The organism is Dapis hubbardiae BLCC-M172 (assembly GCF_050016015.1).
In the GTDB taxonomy this organism is placed as follows: Bacteria; Cyanobacteriota; Cyanobacteriia; order Cyanobacteriales; family Microcoleaceae; genus Trichodesmium.
This window is the reverse complement of the sequence record NZ_JBNHEQ010000181.1, coordinates 23,799-43,263: the sequence shown is the minus strand read 5'-3', so window position 1 is coordinate 43,263 and position 19,465 is coordinate 23,799. Positions and strand designations below refer to the sequence as shown.

10 protein-coding genes and 2 pseudogenes are annotated in these 19,465 nt (G+C 37.5%); 6 read left to right on the top strand and 6 right to left on the bottom strand.

Annotation, left to right across the window (positions count from 1 at the left end):
- Positions 1-253 precede the first annotated feature (253 nt).
- Positions 254-3,028 carry a hybrid sensor histidine kinase/response regulator gene (locus ACP6PK_RS16420; protein ID WP_426560887.1) on the bottom strand — a complete coding sequence of 925 codons (2,775 nt, stop codon included), beginning with the start codon at positions 3,026-3,028 and terminating at the stop codon, positions 254-256.
- A gap of 174 nt (positions 3,029-3,202) precedes the next feature.
- Positions 3,203-4,474 carry a sensor histidine kinase gene (locus tag ACP6PK_RS16415; RefSeq protein WP_426560885.1) on the bottom strand — a complete coding sequence of 424 codons (1,272 nt, stop codon included), beginning with the start codon at positions 4,472-4,474 and terminating at the stop codon, positions 3,203-3,205.
- Positions 4,475-5,932: 1,458 nt separating this feature from the next.
- Here ACP6PK_RS16415 and sbcC point away from each other — a divergent pair.
- The 3 genes and pseudogenes from sbcC (at position 5,933) to ACP6PK_RS16400 (ending at position 10,203) form a co-directional block, all read left to right on the top strand.
- Positions 5,933-8,989: an exonuclease subunit SbcC gene (gene sbcC / locus ACP6PK_RS16410; protein ID WP_426560883.1), complete on the top strand. Its 3,057-nt coding sequence runs from the start codon at positions 5,933-5,935 to the stop codon at positions 8,987-8,989.
- 443 nt (positions 8,990-9,432) lie between these two features.
- Positions 9,433-9,654: a helix-turn-helix domain-containing protein gene (locus ACP6PK_RS16405; protein ID WP_371357500.1), complete on the top strand. Its 222-nt coding sequence runs from the start codon at positions 9,433-9,435 to the stop codon at positions 9,652-9,654.
- A pseudogene (locus ACP6PK_RS16400) lies at positions 9,655-10,203 on the top strand (ScaI family restriction endonuclease). It begins immediately after the preceding gene.
- Between the two features lie 66 nt (positions 10,204-10,269).
- Here the strand turns inward: ACP6PK_RS16400 and ACP6PK_RS16395 are convergent.
- A pseudogene (locus tag ACP6PK_RS16395) lies at positions 10,270-11,025 on the bottom strand (DNA-methyltransferase).
- Positions 11,026-11,341: 316 nt separating this feature from the next.
- Complete coding sequence (bluB, locus tag ACP6PK_RS16390) at positions 11,342-12,004, bottom strand: 5,6-dimethylbenzimidazole synthase (RefSeq protein WP_426560881.1); 663 nt, start codon at positions 12,002-12,004, stop codon at positions 11,342-11,344.
- A gap of 204 nt (positions 12,005-12,208) precedes the next feature.
- Here bluB and ribBA point away from each other — a divergent pair, with 204 nt between their 5' ends.
- Together ribBA and ACP6PK_RS16380 are read left to right on the top strand one after the other, a co-directional pair.
- On the top strand, positions 12,209-13,945 hold the full coding sequence (gene ribBA, locus ACP6PK_RS16385) for a bifunctional 3,4-dihydroxy-2-butanone-4-phosphate synthase/GTP cyclohydrolase II (protein ID WP_426560879.1): 1,737 nt from the start codon (positions 12,209-12,211) through the stop codon (positions 13,943-13,945).
- A gap of 248 nt (positions 13,946-14,193) precedes the next feature.
- A complete protein-coding gene (locus tag ACP6PK_RS16380; RefSeq protein WP_426560877.1) occupies positions 14,194-14,457 on the top strand; it encodes a hypothetical protein in 264 nt (87 codons plus the stop codon).
- Positions 14,458-14,697: 240 nt separating this feature from the next.
- On the opposite strand, the gene ACP6PK_RS16375 is transcribed toward ACP6PK_RS16380, so the two are convergent.
- Together ACP6PK_RS16375 and ACP6PK_RS16370 are read right to left on the bottom strand one after the other, a co-directional pair.
- Positions 14,698-14,988 carry a GIY-YIG nuclease family protein gene (locus tag ACP6PK_RS16375; RefSeq protein WP_426560875.1) on the bottom strand — a complete coding sequence of 97 codons (291 nt, stop codon included), beginning with the start codon at positions 14,986-14,988 and terminating at the stop codon, positions 14,698-14,700.
- Between the two features lie 120 nt (positions 14,989-15,108).
- Positions 15,109-15,936: a MarC family protein gene (locus ACP6PK_RS16370; protein ID WP_426560873.1), complete on the bottom strand. Its 828-nt coding sequence runs from the start codon at positions 15,934-15,936 to the stop codon at positions 15,109-15,111.
- A 437-nt stretch (positions 15,937-16,373) separates the two neighbouring features.
- On the opposite strand from ACP6PK_RS16370, the gene ACP6PK_RS16365 reads away from it, so the two are divergent.
- On the top strand, positions 16,374-18,581 hold the full coding sequence (locus tag ACP6PK_RS16365; RefSeq protein WP_426560871.1) for a PhoX family protein: 2,208 nt from the start codon (positions 16,374-16,376) through the stop codon (positions 18,579-18,581).
- The last annotated feature ends 884 nt before the right edge of the window (positions 18,582-19,465 follow it).

The following is a 19,465-nucleotide window of genomic DNA, read 5'->3' as shown; positions in this document are numbered from 1 at the left end:
GTAATTATCCAGACTTAATTAGGACTTACGCACTACAATGTATTTTTGTCATTGCGACCGACAGGGAAGCAATCTCAGATCCTAGTTTTTCCTATCTTATGCGTAAGTCCTGATTAAAAAGCAGTCAGCACTTCAGCGGTCAGCATTAGAACTTTTTTGACGTTGAGTCGGGGTTTAAATTCCCTTTCCGTTCCGGAATGCTCCACTCTCCTCGCACGTTTACTGCTGACTGCTGATTGCTGCTGACCGCTTTTCAATCAAGATAGTATTCAATGAACGTTTGCAAGTGTTGGAGTTGGAAATTGTTCGCTAGTTGCAAAATCTCTAGAGTAAAAGCGGTAGAAATTGCTTGTGATGTCTGAAGCTCTTCCACAGTTTCTATCACACTTTGAAGATCACCATCCTCAACTAAAGTAAGTAATTCTTGCAATACTTCTTGACTAGGAGCAATAACCCCATCGGTCTCCACGACCTCAGCCACTTCATTTGCTTCTGCCTCTTCTTCATAAACCCACTCTAAGTTCAGATGTTGTTGCAAGATTTGTAGTAGTTGGTCAGTTTGTATAGGTTTTGGCAAAAACACATCTGCTCCTGTATCAATAGCATCTTGTTGGTTTCTCTCAAATACACTAGCAGAAGAAGCGATCGCTACTACATCTTTCAAACTTTCCGAACTGTGGATGCGTTTAAGTAATTCATAACCATTCATTATTGGCATCATTAAATCGGTAATAACTACATCTGGTGGCGATGCCATCATTTTTTCCCAAGCTTCTTTTCCATTTTCCGCTTCACTCATCTCAAAACCTAGCATTTCTAGGAAATTTATAACCACTGAACGATTTTCCCAACGGTCATCTACTACTAACACACGACGTTTTTTACCTTGATAACCCAAGATAGTTCCCTGGTGAAAATTTATAGAAGTTGTTGCCCATTCTTTAGCTTCCGCTACTTCTATCTCGAACCAGAAGGTACTACCCTTACCTGCTTCACTGCTAACTTTTAGTTGGCTATCCATTAATTTCACTATTTTCTGGCTAATAGCTAATCCTAAACCTGTACCTTCTGACTGTTTTTTTTGATCGCCGACTTGCTCAAATGGCAAGAAAATTTTTGCTTGTTGCTCTGGAGTCATACCTACTCCTGTATCTTTGACTTCAAAGCGCAGGCTATATTGTGTAGGGTCTTGTTCCAGTTTTTGTGCTGTAACAGTGAAGGTGACACTACCAGCATCAGTAAACTTAACCGCATTTCCCAGAAGATTTATTAATACTTGCTGTAGTCGTTTTTCATCAGCACGAATACCTACGGGTAAATTCTCATCAGGAGTGTAGTAAAAATCTATATCTTTTTGTTGAGCGCGGATACGACAAATTTCGGCAACCCCTTGCAGGAAAGAAGGAAAATGAAACTCGGTGAGGAAGAGATCGAGCTTGCGAGCTTCAATTTTGGAGATATCGAGAACATCATTAATTAAGTTGAGTAGGTGAGAACCACACTGTTGAATGATACCAATACCATTGTGTTCCTTGTCACTCATGTTTTGAGAACGTTGCAGAATTTGAGCGTAACCAAGTATGCCGTTGAGGGGAGTCCGTAATTCATGGCTCATATTGGCGAGAAATTCGCTTTTAGCTTGGTTGGCAACTTCTGCCTGCTCTTTTGCTTTTTCTAGTTGTTGATTTGATTCTGCTAAAGCTGCTGTCCGCTCTTCAACCTTTTGTTCTAAATTTTCAAAAGCTGTTTGTAACTGCTTCCCCATGTAATCAAATGACTCAGCTAGTTCACCTACTTCATCTAGGCGATTAATATCGATAGCGCTCTCCCATTTTCCTGTAGCGATATTTTTCGCGGCCTTGTTTAAGCGAATAATAGGTTGAGTCACCCATCTAGTTGTTAAAATACCGATCGCTGTTGCCAGAGTTAACGCCCCTAGACACATGAGAATTGTAATCCGAGTATTAGCATTAATTTGTTCCATAAAATCTGATTCTGGAACAGCAATTACAACCAGCCAATTTAACCCTTTTTCGTCACTGTATGGTAAAACCTCGACAAACTGACGCTCTCCATTTAGTTTAAAGTCGAGTTGTTTTGTCTTCTCAATTGCTGCCAAATTATTATAACGCTCTGCTAGTGTCTTTGCTGTCAGACGAATCAGTTCATTCTCTGCTACTTCTGCCTTCACCCGTTTAGCACCTGTTTCAGTTTGCATCGTAACTGGTTCGGAGGTAGAAGTTGCAACCAGAGTACCATCCCGCTCCATGATAAAAATATGGCCTGTCTTACCAATTTTTAAGGTAGCGAGAAATTCATTAATCTCTGATAGATAGAGACGACTAGCTAAAACCCCTAAAAGATAGCCATCTTGATTATAGACAGGAGTGCTTGCTGGTAAAACTAGGAGTTGGTTATTAGTAAGGAAGCTAAAAATTGGATTCCAACAGGCAGTATTCTGTTGAATTGTATTCTGATACCAAGGACGTTTTCGTGGATCGTACTTCGATCTAATTTTGATGATATCTGTACGATCACCGTTTTCATCTAATCGATATCCTGTTATTTTGTTATCTGTTGAAGCATCAGATTTATTCGTCATCCGACCCGATCTATCAGGGGTGTATTCGACTGCTGTAAATTCTCCAGTGGCACTACCAAAGGCAATATTTCCAATCCCAGAAAACAAGTTGAGCTGTTCCCAGAATTGGCGCTGTCTACTCTCTGGATCGAGAATATCAAATTGTTGTAGTTTGACTGCCTGAATATTAATTTGATTCAGTAGATGAGGGGTTGCTAGATATGTTTCTAAGTATTTCTCAATTTTCGTAGCTGTTGTATATCTGAGTTGACCAGCCAGATCGTTGACGGCTTTTTGTCCATTACGAATTGATAACCAACCTGTCAAACCAACGGCTGCTGAAATCTGGAGAAAAAAGGGAATGAGTATTACGAAAAATAAGGATGACTTCCTTTTTTTGGGAGGAGTATATATTAACTCAGATTGTGATTTTGAGATATTAACCATAAGTATATTAATTGTATAGGAGGGAATAGGGAGTAGGGAGTAGGGAGTAGGGAGTAGGGAGCAGGAAACAGGGAGCAGGGAGAAATAGGGGACTCATTAATTGGGGTTGGGAGTGAGCGATCATAATTTATCCTGATTTTTCACTAGAATAATCAAAAGTTGAGGCAACGGCTTTTAAATATTCTCAACTGGAATTTCAATCACAAATACTGTACATTCTCCAACTTGAGAATTAATACTGAGTGTGCCATGATGTTTTTCCACAATAATTTGATTAGCGATCGCCAACCCCAACCCTGTACCTTTACCAACTGGTTTAGTTGTAAACATTGGTTCAAACAATCGTTCTTGAATAGATTCGGGAATGCCAATTCCGTTATCTGCGATTTGGATAACTATTTGTTTTTTAGAGGTTATTTGAGTTGTAATTTTAATTTGAGGAACTCGAACGTGCAATTTTCCTTTAACTATTGCTTCATTTAAAGCATCAATGGCATTTGCTAGAATATTCATAAAGACCTGATTCATTTGTCCTGGATAACATAGCACTGAGGGCAATGTTCCATAAGTTTTGAAAACTTGGATTTGGGGATGATCGCCTTTATTTTTAAGACGATGCTGTAAAATCATTAGGGTGCTATCTAAACATTCATGCAAATCTGCCAGAGATTTAGTTTCACTATCTGAACGAGAAAATGTCCGCAGTGAGGTCGATATGTTCTCGATCATTTTAGTACCTAATCTAAAGGATTCTAAAATCTTTGTCATATCTTCTAGAACAAATTCCAAGTCCAAATCCTCAATAGCATCCTTTAACTTGGGTGAAGGTCTAGGATATTCCTGCTGATACAAATCTAGAATCTTACTGACTCCAGTTATATACTCTTCTAGTGGCTCAATATTATTGACAATAAAGTTAATCGGATTATTAAGTTCATGGCCAATTCCAGAGATCATTTCACCAAGACTAGAGAGTTTTTCTTGCTGTACCAGTTGCACTTGGGCTTTTTGTAAGTCATTTGTGCGATCGCGTACCTGTTCTTCAAGAGATTCTGTCAGGTGCTTTAGTTGCAAGTGTACCTTGACTCTTGCTATCACTTCACCCTGCTCAAACGGTTTAGGAATATAATCAACTGCACCCAAGGCAAATCCTTTCGCTTTACTTTCCCTATCAGTAAGGGCAGTTGTAAAAATGATGGGTATGGATGCAGTAGCATGGTTTTCTTTTAGACGACGACAAGTTTCAAAACCGTCTATTCCTGGCATTTGTAAATCAAGTAATATTAGTTCAGGTTGATTCCGCTCAACTAGGGTTAAAGCACTTTCTCCATCTATTGCTACTCGAAAACGAAACCCTGCACCACGCAACGCTTCTGAGAGTACAGACAAATTTGTGGGATTATCGTCTACAATAAGAATGAATTTGGCATTTGTATTTGTTGACATGATCGGGTTTATTGACTTACAGCAAAGGAATTTGACGTAGCAGTCAGCGGTCAGCAGTCAGCTATCAGCTTTTCACTGTGTATAATGGGGGTTTCAATCCCCCATAAAAGGCGCACCACTAATTTTTCAAGCTCTTGTGGGGGGCTTAAACCCTCGGATTTTAGCGCTCCAGCTAAATTATGACAGCTAATAGCTAGTTAATAGTAAGCATTTCCTGCGGAATGCTGCGCATTTCCGTTCCGGAATGCTCCGCAAACATATCGCGCAGCGAAGCAAGCGAAACAGCTATTAGCGGTCAGCTCTTCCTAGGTCATGCTGCGCAAACAGTTTTTAAAGACCCCCCCTTAAGGGCGAGGTTTAAATTAAGTAAACATTGGTTTAACTTCTACTACATTTTCAACCCATAAATTAAAGCACAAGAACAACTAGCTCGAATTGTCAACTAAAGGTAATGAAACTGTTAACGTACTTCCTCCGCAGGAGGCTAGCTCATAGCTGACTGCGGAATGCTTACATTTCATAAGTGTTTAAGGACAGGGAATACATATTAAAAATATTGTGATAGGATAAAAAATCCTACCCTAATTCAACTATTGTTTCTCCTAACTCTAACATAATTTTTTCACGACTTATGCAACTTTACTAATTATAGTGACAACACAGTATTATGAGGAGATTATAAAGGATATTATGTAGTAGTTAGTAGTATAGGTAACTCATCTTTTTCTAAATTTTAAGAAATTTTAAGAAATTTTAAGAAATTTTAGCACATCAGATAATTAGGATCGGGATAATTACTCAAAAACTACGATCATAGACTATCAAGCAATCTAGCTAAAAATCAATAAAAAAACACGCTTTGGCGGAGTCTACCGACAACTACATCCCTCTTTTTGACAGTACAAAATAACTGAATACTCATAGTATCAAGTTGAAGTCGAGTTAATTAGAGAAGACCTGAGTTTGAAGGTAGGGGAAAATTAAATTTTATAACTAATTTTCCTGGAAAACCTAACCTTACTTATACTTTCCAATGGTAATCATATTAGTTATCAATATGTAGTAGACCTGCGTCAGTCCAGATATTCAAAAGCTTCATAGTTAAGTTTTGCCTTAGAGTCAATACAATTTATGCTCCAGAAAATTTATATATAGTGTAAATTAATAATTCATCACACTAAATCTAGAAAAAATTAGATTAAGTCTACCATTGGAAATTAAATGGTTTATATTTATAGGTAGAACTATAAGAACAATATTCATTTTTTTGTGTTAATGTAAAATGTGAAAAATAAAGTCAAAAAACTAACTAAATGAATATAGCTGTTGTCTAAAAAACAACGGATCAAAGACAAAAGAAAAACAGGGAAAATTAACATCAACCAAATTAGTTAGAAAACAACTCAGTGAAACATTATTAGTTTAGTAAAGCTTGACAAATAAAAGCGCCATAACAAAATGATTCCTCAAAAATTGCAACTAAAAAATTTCCTCAGTTATCACGAAGTAACTCTAGATTTTACAGGTCTGCACACTGCCTGTATTTGCGGACCTAACGGTGCAGGAAAATCTTCTCTACTAGAAGCGATCGCCTGGTCAATATGGGGAAATAGTCGTGCTGCTACCGAAGACGATATTATCAGTCTGGGAGAAAAAGAAGTACGGGTAGACTTTACATTTTCCACCCACGGTAACATCTACCGTGTCATTCGTGGTCGTCGTCGGGGTCAGTCACCAACTCTAGAATTTCAAGTTAATACAGGTTCCCAGTTTAAAAGTCTGACTCAAAAAGGTGTGAGAGCAACTCAACAAAGTATTATCGAACATCTTAAACTTGACTACGACACATTCGTAAATTCGGCATATTTGCGTCAAGGTAGGGCAGATGAATTTATGCTCAAACGTCCTAATGAACGAAAAGAAATTCTCGCCTCTCTCCTCAAACTTGACCAATATGACACTCTGGGAGAAAAAGCTAAAGATATTGCTCGGCAGTTTAAAGCAAAAGTCGAAATACTCGAACAAAGTCTAGAAGCGAACCAAAAACAACTCCAAGAAAAAGAAGCGATCGCTCAACAACAAACCAACCTGAAAGCAACTTTAGCTCAACTGCAAGAAAAACAAGAAACTGACAGACAACAACTCAAACAACTTCAAACCCAACAACATGAGCGCCAAACCTGGGAAAAACTACTGCAAGGTCAACAACAACAATACGATAAACTTGTGCAAGAATGTTATCGCCTCAAACAAGAACTAAAAACTACCCAACAACAACAAGACGAACTATTAGCAGTAGTAAAACAGGAAAATGAAATTAACGCTGGATATGCTAATTTCCAAAACCTACAAACTACCGAAGAAAATTTATCTGGCAAATTCAAAAAACACCAAAACGCTCTCAACCAAAGGCAACAACTCCAGGAAAAACAACGGCAACAACTCCAGGAAGTACAAAACAAAATTCAGCAATGTCGAGCGCAGTTAAATTCCCTCAAAGACCAGGAACAAGAAAACCTACATATTTTAAGTAAACGTGCTGATATTGAAATTGCTCTGACAAAATTACAAGCAGCACGAACAAAATTAAACGAACTAGATAACTTACAGGTAGAAATTACTCCCCTGCTGCAACAACGGCAAAAATTACAAACCGAACTCGAAAAGGGGCAGGCACGTTTGAGCGCTCGTTTAGAAGAACTTAATTCTAGAGTCTGTCAGCTACGACGAACTCAACAACAAAAGCAACCTCAACTCCAGGCAACCTTAGAGGAAGTAGTCACAGAAATTGCTCAACTAGAAAATAGACGGGTTTATCAAAAACGGGTGCGAGAAAAAGGTCAGGAAAGACATCAATTTCTCGAACGTTTAATTCGCAATAAAAAAGATTATGAAACCAGACTGGGGGAACTAGACCAAAAGTTACAATTATTAAATCAAGATCATAGTAATGGTAATGGTAAAGTTGCAGTCAAAGAATATCCACCTTGCCCCTTATGCGATCGCCCATTGGACGAACATCACTGGCATTTAGTAGTAGATAAACATCAAACTCAGCAAAAGGAAATTAGAGATTTGTTGTGGGTAGCGCGGGAACAACTGACTCTTTCTGAGCGAGAAATTCAGGTTTTGAGAACAGAATATCGACAAATAGACGAGGAGTTGGGAAAATATGATGAGTTGCGGGAGCGTCGGGGTGGTTTACAAGTTCAGTTGGATAATATTAAAAAGGATGAAAGTTTGTTGCAAGAGTTAGTAGAGGAAGTGGCAGAGGTTGAGCGATCGCTACATACGGGAGATTTTGCGGTTAATTTATATGCTGAAATTAGCACTTTAGAGGAGCAAATTCAAGAATTTAATTATGATGACCGGAGTCATAGTTTAGCGAGGGAAGAGGAAAAGAAATTAAGGTGGGCAGAAATTAAGTATGGGCAAATTAAAGATGCGGAGAACAAGTTAGGAAAAGTTCGCGGTCAGATGCCAGAAATTGAGGAGCAAATAGTTAGTTTGGAACAAGATTTGGAGCGACAGAAACAAACTTCTCAAGTACAACAACAAATTGTGATTATTGAGAGAGAAATTTCTGAGATTGGGTATGATTTAGATGAGCATAATAATGTTAGGTCGGAGTTAAGAAAGGCACAATTTTGGCTAACTAGAATTGAGAAATTACGTCAAGCTCAAAAACAATATCCTCAGTTAGTGGAAAGAATAAATGAATTAAAGGGAGTTATAGAAAATCGGCAGCAAGATTTAGCAGGAATTAAAGGTCAGATTTCCATTTTAAATCAACAGTTAGAACAAACTCCAAACCTGGATGAAAAAATTACTTATTTAGACAAAAAAATTCAAGACCGTCGTGGGCAGTTAGACGAACAGTTGGGAAGTTTAGGCAGAGTACAACAGCAGTTACAACATTTAGAAAATTTGCACGTTCAAAATAATCAACAATTGGAAGAATTACAAACTACAAAAAGACAATATAGAGTTTATCAGGAGTTAAGTTTGGCGTTTGGTAAAAAGGGAATTCAAGCATTAATGATTGAAAATATTTTACCTCAGTTAGAAGCAGAAACCAATCAAATTTTAGCAAGACTAAGTGCTAATCAATTGCACGTTCAATTTGTCACCCAAAAAGCTACAAAAGGAAGTAAGAAAAATTCTAAATGGATAGATACATTAGATATTTTAATTGCAGATACAAAAGGAACAAGACCTTATGAAACTTATTCGGGAGGAGAAGCTTTTCGAGTCAATTTTGCCATTCGTTTAGCCTTGTCAAAATTATTAGCGCAGCGTTCCGGTACTGCCTTACGAATGTTGATTATTGATGAAGGTTTTGGTACTCAAGATGCCGAGGGATGTGACAGATTAATTGCTGCTATTAATGCTATTGCTGCTGATTTTTCGTGTATTTTAACAGTGACTCATATTCCTCATTTTAAAGAAGCTTTTCAGGCGAGAATTGAAGTTAGTAAAACCGCCCAAGGTTCGCAAATTATGTTGTCTGTATAAAGAAGGAAGGAAGAAGGAAGAAGGAAGAAGGAAAGTACATGAGTCTATAGAGCGATATCTTGTGAGTTTTGGTCTTATCTAAACCGTATCAGACCACAAAGTAGGGACTTTGTATGCAAAGTCCCTAGCTTTATTTCGTGATTTGAAAAACAACAATCAGAAAAAAACCCGGTTTCTTGTTTGGGTGCGTAATATCATGTCCGACAGACTTGATATCATATCAAATCCAGTTCAATAGTTGTCCCTATCGACGATAGGAAGCAATCTCCGCGCACTCCTGAGATTGCTATCCGTTCCGGAATGCTCCGCAAACCTTCCACTCCGTTCCAGTCGCAATGACATACCTGTAAATTTTTTCACCAACCTACTTATTAAGGGTGAAAAAACTGAATCACACTTATAGTGTGTAGATTCAGGTTTATCCTCGGTGGTACCCTGTAATAGTGTCAGAATATATTGAGTTAAAAATTTTTGGTCAGCAAGTGCGAAAATTGCGACAAGCAAAAGGACTTTCTCAAGAAAAGTTAGCTGAACTAGCAGGATTACACCGAAACTATATCGGTGGTATTGAGCGTGGAGAAAGAAATGTAGCACTTCTGAATATTCTCCGTTTGGCTAGAGCTTTAGAAGTATCACCGAGTAAATTGTTAGAGGGTATTCAATAAATGCTATCACCTTATGCGGGACTACCTGTAGAAGCGTGGGAAGCAAAAACACTAGAACTTATCAAACAACACCCTCTTAATTCTAATCAAATTTATGAATTAATTAATCAAGTTTGGCATGAAATTTTTGAATCTAATATTACAAGCTCTGCTTATAAAATAGGAGTAGATTTATTTCCTCGTCCTCAGATTATGGGATACTTTTTACATTAACTTATTCCTTTAGAATTAGCTAGGAAATATCCTAATATTTGGCGCAGAGAAGAGAATGATAATGAAAAATATATTGTTTGTCTAACTAATGAATACTACTCAATTGAGATGAAAACTTCCTCAAGCAAGCGTAGTATATATGGAAATCGTAGTTATGCTCAAAAAAGCACTACTAACAGTAGATTAAAAAAAAATAAATCTGGTTACTATTTAGCAATTAATTTTGAGAAATTTAATAGAAATAGCCCTGCTTCAGAAAGACCAAAAATTACTTTGGTAAGGTTTGGTTGGTTAGATCAAGATGATTGGCAGGATCAAGTAGCTGCTACAGGATAACAGGCAAGATTAAGTATAGATGTAGAACGTTACAAGCTATTAGAATTACCTTTATAAATCAAAAATTTAAAACAAGGATAATTGTTCTGCATCAACTTGTTTTTCTCTCAACAAATTCTCAATTCTATTAGCAGCAATTTCACAATAATCTGCTCTAATTTCAAACCCAATAAACTGCCGTTTTAAACTTAAAGGAACTACTGCTGTGGTACCCGAACCAAGAAACGGATCAAAAACAATTTCATTGGGATTTGAACAAGCTTGAATTATTCTAGAAATTACAGCAATAGGAAATTGAGCTGGATGAGGAGTTCTTTCTTTTGCTGCTCGGTTTTTCGCAATAACTTTGGGAAACTGCCAAACATCAGTAGGATTTTTTCCTTTGGGATTAACCTTTAATTTACCATTTTTTTTCTGATGAGGATATTTAACATTTGGGTCGCGAACTTCATCCAAATTAAATGTATATTGATCAGGATTTTTCACATACCAAAGAAACTTTTCATTTCTGGGATAAAAGAACTTTTTACCTGCTACTCCCGCTCCATAATTCCAAACAATTTATTGAATTAAATAAAAAGGAATTTTATCCCAAATTAAATAATAAATAGGAATGGCTTTAGCACGATTAGGAATTGATAAATATCCCAAGTTTAACCAAAAAGCTCCTGTATTTAGAGTAATCCTATAAATCTCTGATAGCCAGATATTACACCAAGACAAATATTCATCAATTGGCAAATTTTTCTCATAGTCTTTACCAATATTATATGGAGGGCTAGTCACTGTTAAATTAATCAAATCATCTGGAATTTTTGTCATTGCATCTAAGCAATCAAGTTGATAAATTAGAAAGTTATTAGTTTCGAAATAGGGTTTGCCTAATTCTTGATTAATTTCATTAACTAACATGATTTACTTTCATATTCCAAAAGTTTTCAGATCAATGAACCAAATTAAAAAAATGATAACTTTGTAGGGACGTTGCATGCAACGTCCCTACTTTATTTCGTGATTTGAAAAACAACAATCAGGGCAATAAACCCTGTTTCTTTTTTGGGCGTATAATATCAAGTCTCATTAATTAGCCATAATAAAAATGTTTTTATCTTTCAAATTACTCCCTATTCCCTATTCCCTACTCCCTGTTTTGATAACTGTCATAATAAATCACTGCCTCCTTTAATTTGCGCTTTTCCCAGTTAGCAATTTCCAACATAGGACGTTCGGTTTCCGTGAACTCTGTGACATAACCTAAACATAAATACGCTATTAATTCATTTTCTGGAGGAGCATTAAGAATAGTTTTTACCTCTTTTTCATCTAAAATACTTACCCAACCCACACCTATATTTTCAGCTCTAGCCATCAACCATAAGTTTTGAATTGCCAGACAAACACTGTACGGTCCAACTTTATCCGTACAGGTTTGACCTAAGACAGGATTAGGTGAGGGTTTATAGAAAACAGCAATATTAACGGGAGTGATATTTATTCCCGTACCAATCAATTGAAATTGATGAGGTAAAGGCCGATCTTTGAATATTTCTTTTGCTTTTTCATTTTCTCTTTCAAAAGACGCTTTGATTTTGGCCTTAATTGATGGGTCACGAATAATCACAAATTCCCAGGGTTGAGAAAAACCAACTGAAGGAGCGTGCAAAGCAGCAAATAGTAAATGCTCTATTATTGTATCAGGAATTTCTTTATTAATAAATTTTGCAACTGGTTCTGTTCGACGATGAACGATAATATCTGCAAGTATTTGACGTTCTTGTTCTGTAAAAATTCTACCTTTCATATTATTTACTTCCAATTATTGTATGATATTTTCTATCTGAAACTCAATTACTTAATAGAGTCTTCAAGTTGCTGCATATGTATATTCTCAACTATCTATCTAATTTATTCATTCTTGTTACTATACTTCCGTAGCCTAGGAAACCCTATAATCTTTGTATATCGTTATAATATTTGTATACTTTTAAACATATTTTGAAAAAAAATGACAAAACCAGGGAAGCTATCTGTGAATAAACAACCAAACGAACAATTTCAATTTGACTCTATTGATGCTGCACTAGCAGACATTAAAGCAGGTAAGTCTGTAGTAGTAGTCGATGATGAACATCGAGAAAATGAAGGAGATGTAATTTGTGCAGCTCAATTTGCTACTCCAGACATGATTAATTTTATGGCAGTAGAAGCTAGAGGTCTAATTTGTCTCTCATTGACAGGCGATCGCCTTGACGAATTAGATATTCCACTTATGGTTACTAAAAATACTGACAGTAACCAAACAGCTTTTACTGTCAGTATTGATGCTTCCCCACAGTTGGGAGTTTCTACAGGTATCTCAGCAGAAGACCGAGCGCGAACTATTCAAGCTGTGATTAACCCTACTACCAAACCGGAAGATTTACGTCGCCCTGGTCATGTCTTCCCCATTCGAGCTAAAGAAGGAGGAGTATTAAAACGAGCTGGTCATACAGAAGCTTCTGTTGACTTAGCTAGACTTGCAGGTTTATATCCAGCGGGGGTTATTTGTGAAATTCAAAACCCAGACGGTTCAATGGCAAGATTACCTCAATTAATAGAATATGCTCAAACTCATAATCTGAAATTGATCAGTATTGCTGATCTGATCAGTTATCGCATCAGACACGATCGCTTTGTTTACCGAGAAGCTATTGCAAAGTTACCATCCCAATTTGGTGAGTTCCAAATTTATGCTTACCGCAATACTCAAAATAATTCGGAACATGTAGCTATTGTTAAAGGCAACCCAGAAGAATTTCCGGAAAAAGATGTCATGGTGCGGGTACATTCTGAGTGTTTGACGGGAGATGCTTTCGGTTCCCTCCGTTGTGACTGTCGAATGCAACTGCAAGCAGCGATGAAAATGATTGAAAATGCTGGTGCGGGAGTCGTTGTCTATTTGCGACAAGAGGGTAGGGGAATAGGTTTAATTAATAAAATGAAAGCTTATTCATTGCAGGATCTAGGATTAGATACAGTCGAAGCTAATGAAAGATTAGGTTTTCCTGCTGATTTACGCAACTATGGTGTGGGAGCGCAAATATTAAATGATTTGGGTGTGAAGAAAATTCGTTTGATTACAAATAATCCCCGGAAAATCGCAGGTTTAAATGGTTATGGAATTGAAGTAGTAGATCGGCTTCCTTTGTTAATAGAAACAACAGATTATAATTCTGCTTATTTGGCGACTAAGGCGCAAAAATTAGGTCATATGTTGTTACGCAGTTATTTAGTGACAATTGCTATTGATTGGAATTATCAAAACACAGAAGGAAAATTTGCCGATAATTCTTATATTGCAAGTCTGAAAAATCCGTTTCAACAGCGCTATGAATATTTGGAAAAATTACGCAGTTTAATCAAAGAATATGATTTTCTGTTGCGGGAAGAAACTAGAGCAGTGGCAACAGCGGTTTTTGCTCAAGCACCTTTAATAGTTAATTTTGGTTTAGAAAAAGCTATCTTAACTACATCTGAATGGTATCAACAATCAAATCATCCTTATTTGGAGGCGATCGCCAAAGTATTAACAGAAATAGCTCAATGGGAAAATATTTTAAAATTGGAATTTCTCATCGCTTCTGGTGTCGATCCTATGACTACCTTACAAGGAAAACTGAAACGTCATAGTTTTGAAATTAATGAATTATCGACAGTTATGGAAAATTTAGAAACACAAAAAATTTACAGTTTGAAAATTTAGTGGTTTAGGAGAAGGAGACAGGAGACAGGAGTCAGGAGACAGAAGAAGGAGTCAGGAGACAGGAGTCAGGAGACAGAATTCTGGGTTGTCATTGCGAGGGGGGAAAACACGCTCAAGTTTATTCTTGGCATTTTCACCCCCCGAAGCAATCTCGCCTTACCCCTGAGATTGCTATCCGTTCCGGAATGCTCCGCAAACCTTCCACTCCGTTGCAGTCGCAATGACTACTGAAGGAAAGAGTGCTTTTTTTGGAAAATGTCCCTATCGAGGGGGTGGGAAAAAGAAGAAGGAGTCAGGAGACAGGAGACAGAATGGAAGAAGGAGTCAGGAGACAGGAGACAGGAGTCAGAATGGAAGAAGGAGATGAAAGTGTCCCTATCGAGGGGGGTGGGAAACACGCTCAAGTCTCTGGTGGGAATTTTTACCCCCCGAAGCAATCTCGCCTTAGCCCTGAGATTGCTATCCGTTCCGGAATGCTCCGCAAACCTTCCACTCCGTTGCAGTCGCAATGACTACTGACTATGTAGTGCTTTTTTTGGCAGAGGTAAAAATGTCCCTATCGAGGGGGGTGGGAAACACGCTCAAGTTTATGGTGGGAATTTTCACCCCCCCAAGCAATCCCAATACCACGAGATTGCTTTCCTGACGGAATGCTCCGCAAACGCTATCGCTTGCTATCGCAAAGCTGCGCTAACGCAATGACAGAAATACGTTTTTTGCCTCCTTAAGAACTTTATATTATATTTCAAACTTCAAACTATTTCCAGGTACAAATCTTTCCACTCCAAATTCATACTATTAATTAAATTAATTTTTTTCTGTCGAGAACCAGCTTTAATCTGTTTTTCACGAGCGATCGCTTCGGAAGGATTTTCATACATTTCAAAATAAACTAATTTATTAATATTATATTTTTTGGTAAATCCTTCTACTAATTTTGACTTATGTTCATAAACTCTCCTGATTAAATCGTTGGTTACACCTGTATAAAGGACAGTGTTACGCTTATTAGTCATTATGTAAATATAATATTCTTTTGTCATAAAGTATTGCTTAAAAAATGGAGGATTTTATAATTATAAAATATCAAACAATCCCTTGTCATTCCGCCAAGTTACAGGAGATTGCAATGTAGGGACGTTGCATTCAACATCCCTACAAGTTCAGGATGTCAGAATTGCTTGAATTACTAAAGCTTCCATTCTAATAGCTGTGAACATCCAAGTAATAGCTAGAGAAAGCTGAATAATCCCTAACACCAGTCCGATAACTTTGAGAATTGATGGCTTCAATACCTTGAGAATTTGACGGGCATAGAGCATACTAAGTAGGTTAAGTACCATCACTACCACTAACATTCCCAAAACCAAAACTTCATTGCCTGCTACCTTCTTAAGAATAGACATGATCAGCATGACTATGGCAATTCCGTAGGGGGTCAATATTGTCGGAAAAATTAAGGGAGTAACAACTAAATCAAGGGATGGATTTTCTGGAGGAGATGGGGGCGGAGCCGCCGAGCCATATTGCGCCATTACCATGCTCAGTGCTACTAAAAACAGTACAATTCCTGCTGCCATCATTAGAGCTGAAATAGGAATTCCATATTTATCCAGTATTCCTATACCGAAAAGGGCAGTCAAAATTACAACTAAGGTCGAAATCCAAAACCCACGAAATGCCATTTTCTTTCGGAGTGTGTCGTCAGCATTGGCAGTCAGACTCACAAAGGTAGGTACAATTTTGAGAGGCCCAATAGTCAAAAAGAAGATGGTAAATACAGAAGAAATGCCTCCTTCTTTAGTCATACTGATATATTCGCGTATAAGTATACCATCGACATCTTCAACTGCTGAAGCTGTTGCTATTGGGGTATGGGAGAAAACAATTATTACCAGCAGGCTACAGACTACCAGTAAAGAAATCATCGGGTGGGAGGCGATCGCCCTGAAGATATTGAGAGGTTGTCGTGTTTGTCTAGATTGTCTCATAAGTTTTTCTATAATAGCTAACTTTTCTTCTGTATATAAATATATGGCTAGAGAATATTATAGGAAGTGTCAAACTTGACTGATAAGTTCAATAGTAGGGGCGGGTTCCACTAAAAATATTGACATTTCCCCAATAAATTAAATAAACCCGCCCCCAAATAACAGCATTGACAACCGTAGAACTTTTGTCTAGGTTGAAAATGAATATTGTGTTTCAGCAACTCGGAAGACCTCTCCCCCGACCCCTCTCCTGCTCTTGAGAGGGGAGAAAACCCCCCCCAACACTAGCAGGGAAGGGGGTTGGGGGGTTAGGTTTTTCAACCCACATTTTCAAGCTTGACACAGCACTACGCCTGACTTGGCTTTCATTCTGACTCCTGACTCCTGACTCCTGGTTAAAGCTATACTAAAAAAAATCAAACTTAACCTCTTTATCTATGAACATTAATCGTCGAGAATTCCTCCTATTTCTGGGAGCAAGTGCTGGAACATTTACCCTGAGTTCCTGTCAACAAAAATCTTCTACTTCACTCACCCAAACATCTCCCGTCAGTACCAATTCAACCAACAATATTAACTTCCAACCAGTCAAAAGCCCAATGCCTTTGGCAACCACTAATCAAGAATTCAAAATAGATGATTATACCACATACGAAGTAGTAGATGATTTAGTAATTCCAGAAGGTTTTACCTACGATATTATAGGTTCTTGGGGTGATAAAATAGGAGATTCCCGTTTTGGCTACAATAATGACTATCTTTCCTATATTGAAACCGGAGAAAACGAAGGATTATTAACCATAAACTTTGAATATATTAGCCCCTTAACTTGGATAACAAGTTATGAAAAAGTTATTGGTAAATCTCTGCCATTTTTAGAGATAGCAGCAGCATTTCAGTCAGCAGTAAAATCTGGTGTTAATACTCAAGAATTATTAGATAAAAGTTCTCTGAAAAAACAAATAATTACAATTGCTAAAGAGGCAATGATCGATATGGGAATAGGTGTTATTTCTATTCGTCGCGAACCCGATGGAAAATGGGTAAGAACAAACTCAAAATTTGACCGCCGAATAACAGGAATTTCAGGATTAGAAGACGGGCGTTATTTAAAATCAACAGGACCCGCAGTGGCAGTATTTAATAAAAAAGGTAAAGGTTATGACGATAAATTAGGCGATAAGATTATCGGTAGTTTTGCTAATTGTGCAGGTGGTACTACACCCTGGGGAACAGTCTTTAGCGCCGAAGAAAATTTTCAAGCTTATGTAATTGAAGCAGTTTATTCTGATGGTACTTCTGTTGATCCCACTCAAGGAAATTCTGTATTTATTGGTCAAGAAGGAGTAGTTGGTCTCGGAAGTGCATTTGGTTTAGCAGGTAATAAATATGGTTGGATGGTAGAAGTAGACCCAACTAACCCTGATGACTATGGTACAAAACATACTTGGTTGGGTCGTTATCGCCACGAAGCAGTCGGTATTAGAGCAGAAGCAAATCAACCTTTAGCCTTTTATTCAGGATGCGATCGCCGTAGCGGTCATCTATATAAGTTTGTCAGTAAGGATATTGTCAAAGACCCCACAGACAAATCTAACTCTCAACTATTGACAAATGGAATGTTATATGGTGCGAAATTTAATTCCGATGGAACAGGTAGTTGGATTCCATTAAAAGAAGATACTCCCATTAATCCAGATTTACCAAGTGTCCATGTTAACGGTATGATTAATTTGCCCCAAAGACCAGAAGGTGGTAGCTTCAAAGCCACAAAAGATAGAGAAATAGAAGCTTTTAAACAAAAATATAAAACTCTGGGGGACTTATACGAAGGAGACCCCGAAGCAAAACAAGGGACAATTCTCATAGATGCTCATTTAGCTGCCAATGCTGCTGGCGTTACTTGTGCTGCTCGTCCCGAAGATACTCAAGTTGCTAAAGATGGCAGTTTATTTATTGCCTTTACTTCTGGATATCCCAGTAGTTCTGATGGTAGTCCAGACAAACGTATATTTAAAGGTCCAGATGGTGCAGCTTATGAATATGGCTGGATAATGCGTTTAGTTGAAGACGGCGATCGCCCAGATGCTATGACATTTCGTTGGCAAATGTTTGCTACAGGAGGAGAACCAACAGATGGTGGACTAGGATTTTCTAATCCTGACAACCTAGAGTTTGACCCACAGGGTAATCTCTGGATGGTGACAGATATGAGTACCAGCAAACATAACAAAGCAGTACCGGAAAATCGAATGGGTAAGGATGACAAACCAATGAACCAGTCAAGTCTATGTGGTTTATTTGGCAATAATTCTATCTGGTATATTCCTACCTCCGGTCCTAATGCTGGTGAAGCTTATTTATTTGGCATTGGACCAACAGAAACTGAAACTTGTGGGCCGTTTTTTACGAAAGATGGGAAAACTTTATTTCTGGCCATTCAGCATCCTGGAGAATATAGTGGCATTCGTCAAAATATGGCCTCAGAAACTCGTCAGTTTGCCATGAAAACAACAGATGGTTCAGATTTTATGCAAAATCGTACAGTTCCCATGGGTTCTAACTGGCCGACTAAAAAAGTTAACGATCCTCCGAAACCTTCAGTAGTAGCTATTCGTCGCTTAGATTCAACACCGATTATCTAGGGTTTATGGAGTCTGGAGTCGTAGGGGCGTTTGCGGAGCATTCCGGAACGGAAATGGCCATGTGCTAACGCAAAGCTCCGCTTTATATGTCGCTCCGCGTTAACGGAGTTGTGCGATAGCAAAACGCCCCTACAGGTGTTAGGGGAATTACATTGTATTCTCTGAAGAATTGTCCCTTGATTTTTCTACAATCATTCTGCCCAAAATGCTAACTTTTTGCAGTGACAGACTGAAAAGCTGGCACTTTTTTCGACTCCAAAATTCTCAAGCCTTTATCTGTAAATACTTTAAGCTATATAAGCAAGCCCTACCTAATAAAAATTTAGAAACTGAAAAACGATAAATTAGTTGTTAACTGGTGATTAGATAAAATTAAATTGTTTTCAAATTTACTTAATTATTTTAATTTCATATTTAACTAGCAGTTATTCCAATCCTTTCCTCTATTAGTTTTTGGCTTGTTTGCTGAAAAAATACTCAAAAAATTTAGGTTGCAAATTGTCAAATTAGGTGTAGAATTTGCGACGAGAGTGCAACTTTTACTAATCAAGCAAAATATAATTTCTAATGTAACATTGTAAACTCATCATTAAAGAAATAGTATATATAGACAAATTAACTAAATTGTGATATAGAGAAGGGAATAATGCTTGAGCTGTGTGTAAATCAATTCTCACGCCTTCCTCAAAGGGTGGAAATTAAATTACAGCAACGCTTAATCACTAAACCAGTCTCTAAAACTGTCAAACTACCTTGAAAATAGGCCATTTAAAACTTAGAAGCCTGAAAAAAATATTTAAGACTTAATATTATCTGTCTTTATTTTGCAAAGCAAAGAAATAACTGTAGTCTTGATTATTCCTTAAAAGCAGACTAATTTAAGT

Excerpts from the sequence above, each read along its gene's own strand:
- ACP6PK_RS16365 (WP_426560871.1), top strand. The coding sequence starts at position 16,374 with ATGAACATTAATCGTCGAGAATTCCTCCTATTTCTGGGAGCAAGTGCT.
- ACP6PK_RS16370 (WP_426560873.1), bottom strand. The coding sequence starts at position 15,936 with ATGAGACAATCTAGACAAACACGACAACCTCTCAATATCTTCAGGGCG.
- bluB (WP_426560881.1), bottom strand. The coding sequence starts at position 12,004 with ATGAAAGGTAGAATTTTTACAGAACAAGAACGTCAAATACTTGCAGAT.
- ACP6PK_RS16415 (WP_426560885.1), bottom strand. The coding sequence starts at position 4,474 with ATGTCAACAAATACAAATGCCAAATTCATTCTTATTGTAGACGATAAT.
- sbcC (WP_426560883.1), top strand. The coding sequence starts at position 5,933 with ATGATTCCTCAAAAATTGCAACTAAAAAATTTCCTCAGTTATCACGAA.
- ribBA (WP_426560879.1), top strand. The coding sequence starts at position 12,209 with ATGACAAAACCAGGGAAGCTATCTGTGAATAAACAACCAAACGAACAA.
- ACP6PK_RS16420 (WP_426560887.1), bottom strand. The coding sequence starts at position 3,028 with ATGGTTAATATCTCAAAATCACAATCTGAGTTAATATATACTCCTCCC.
- ACP6PK_RS16375 (WP_426560875.1), bottom strand. The coding sequence starts at position 14,988 with ATGACAAAAGAATATTATATTTACATAATGACTAATAAGCGTAACACT.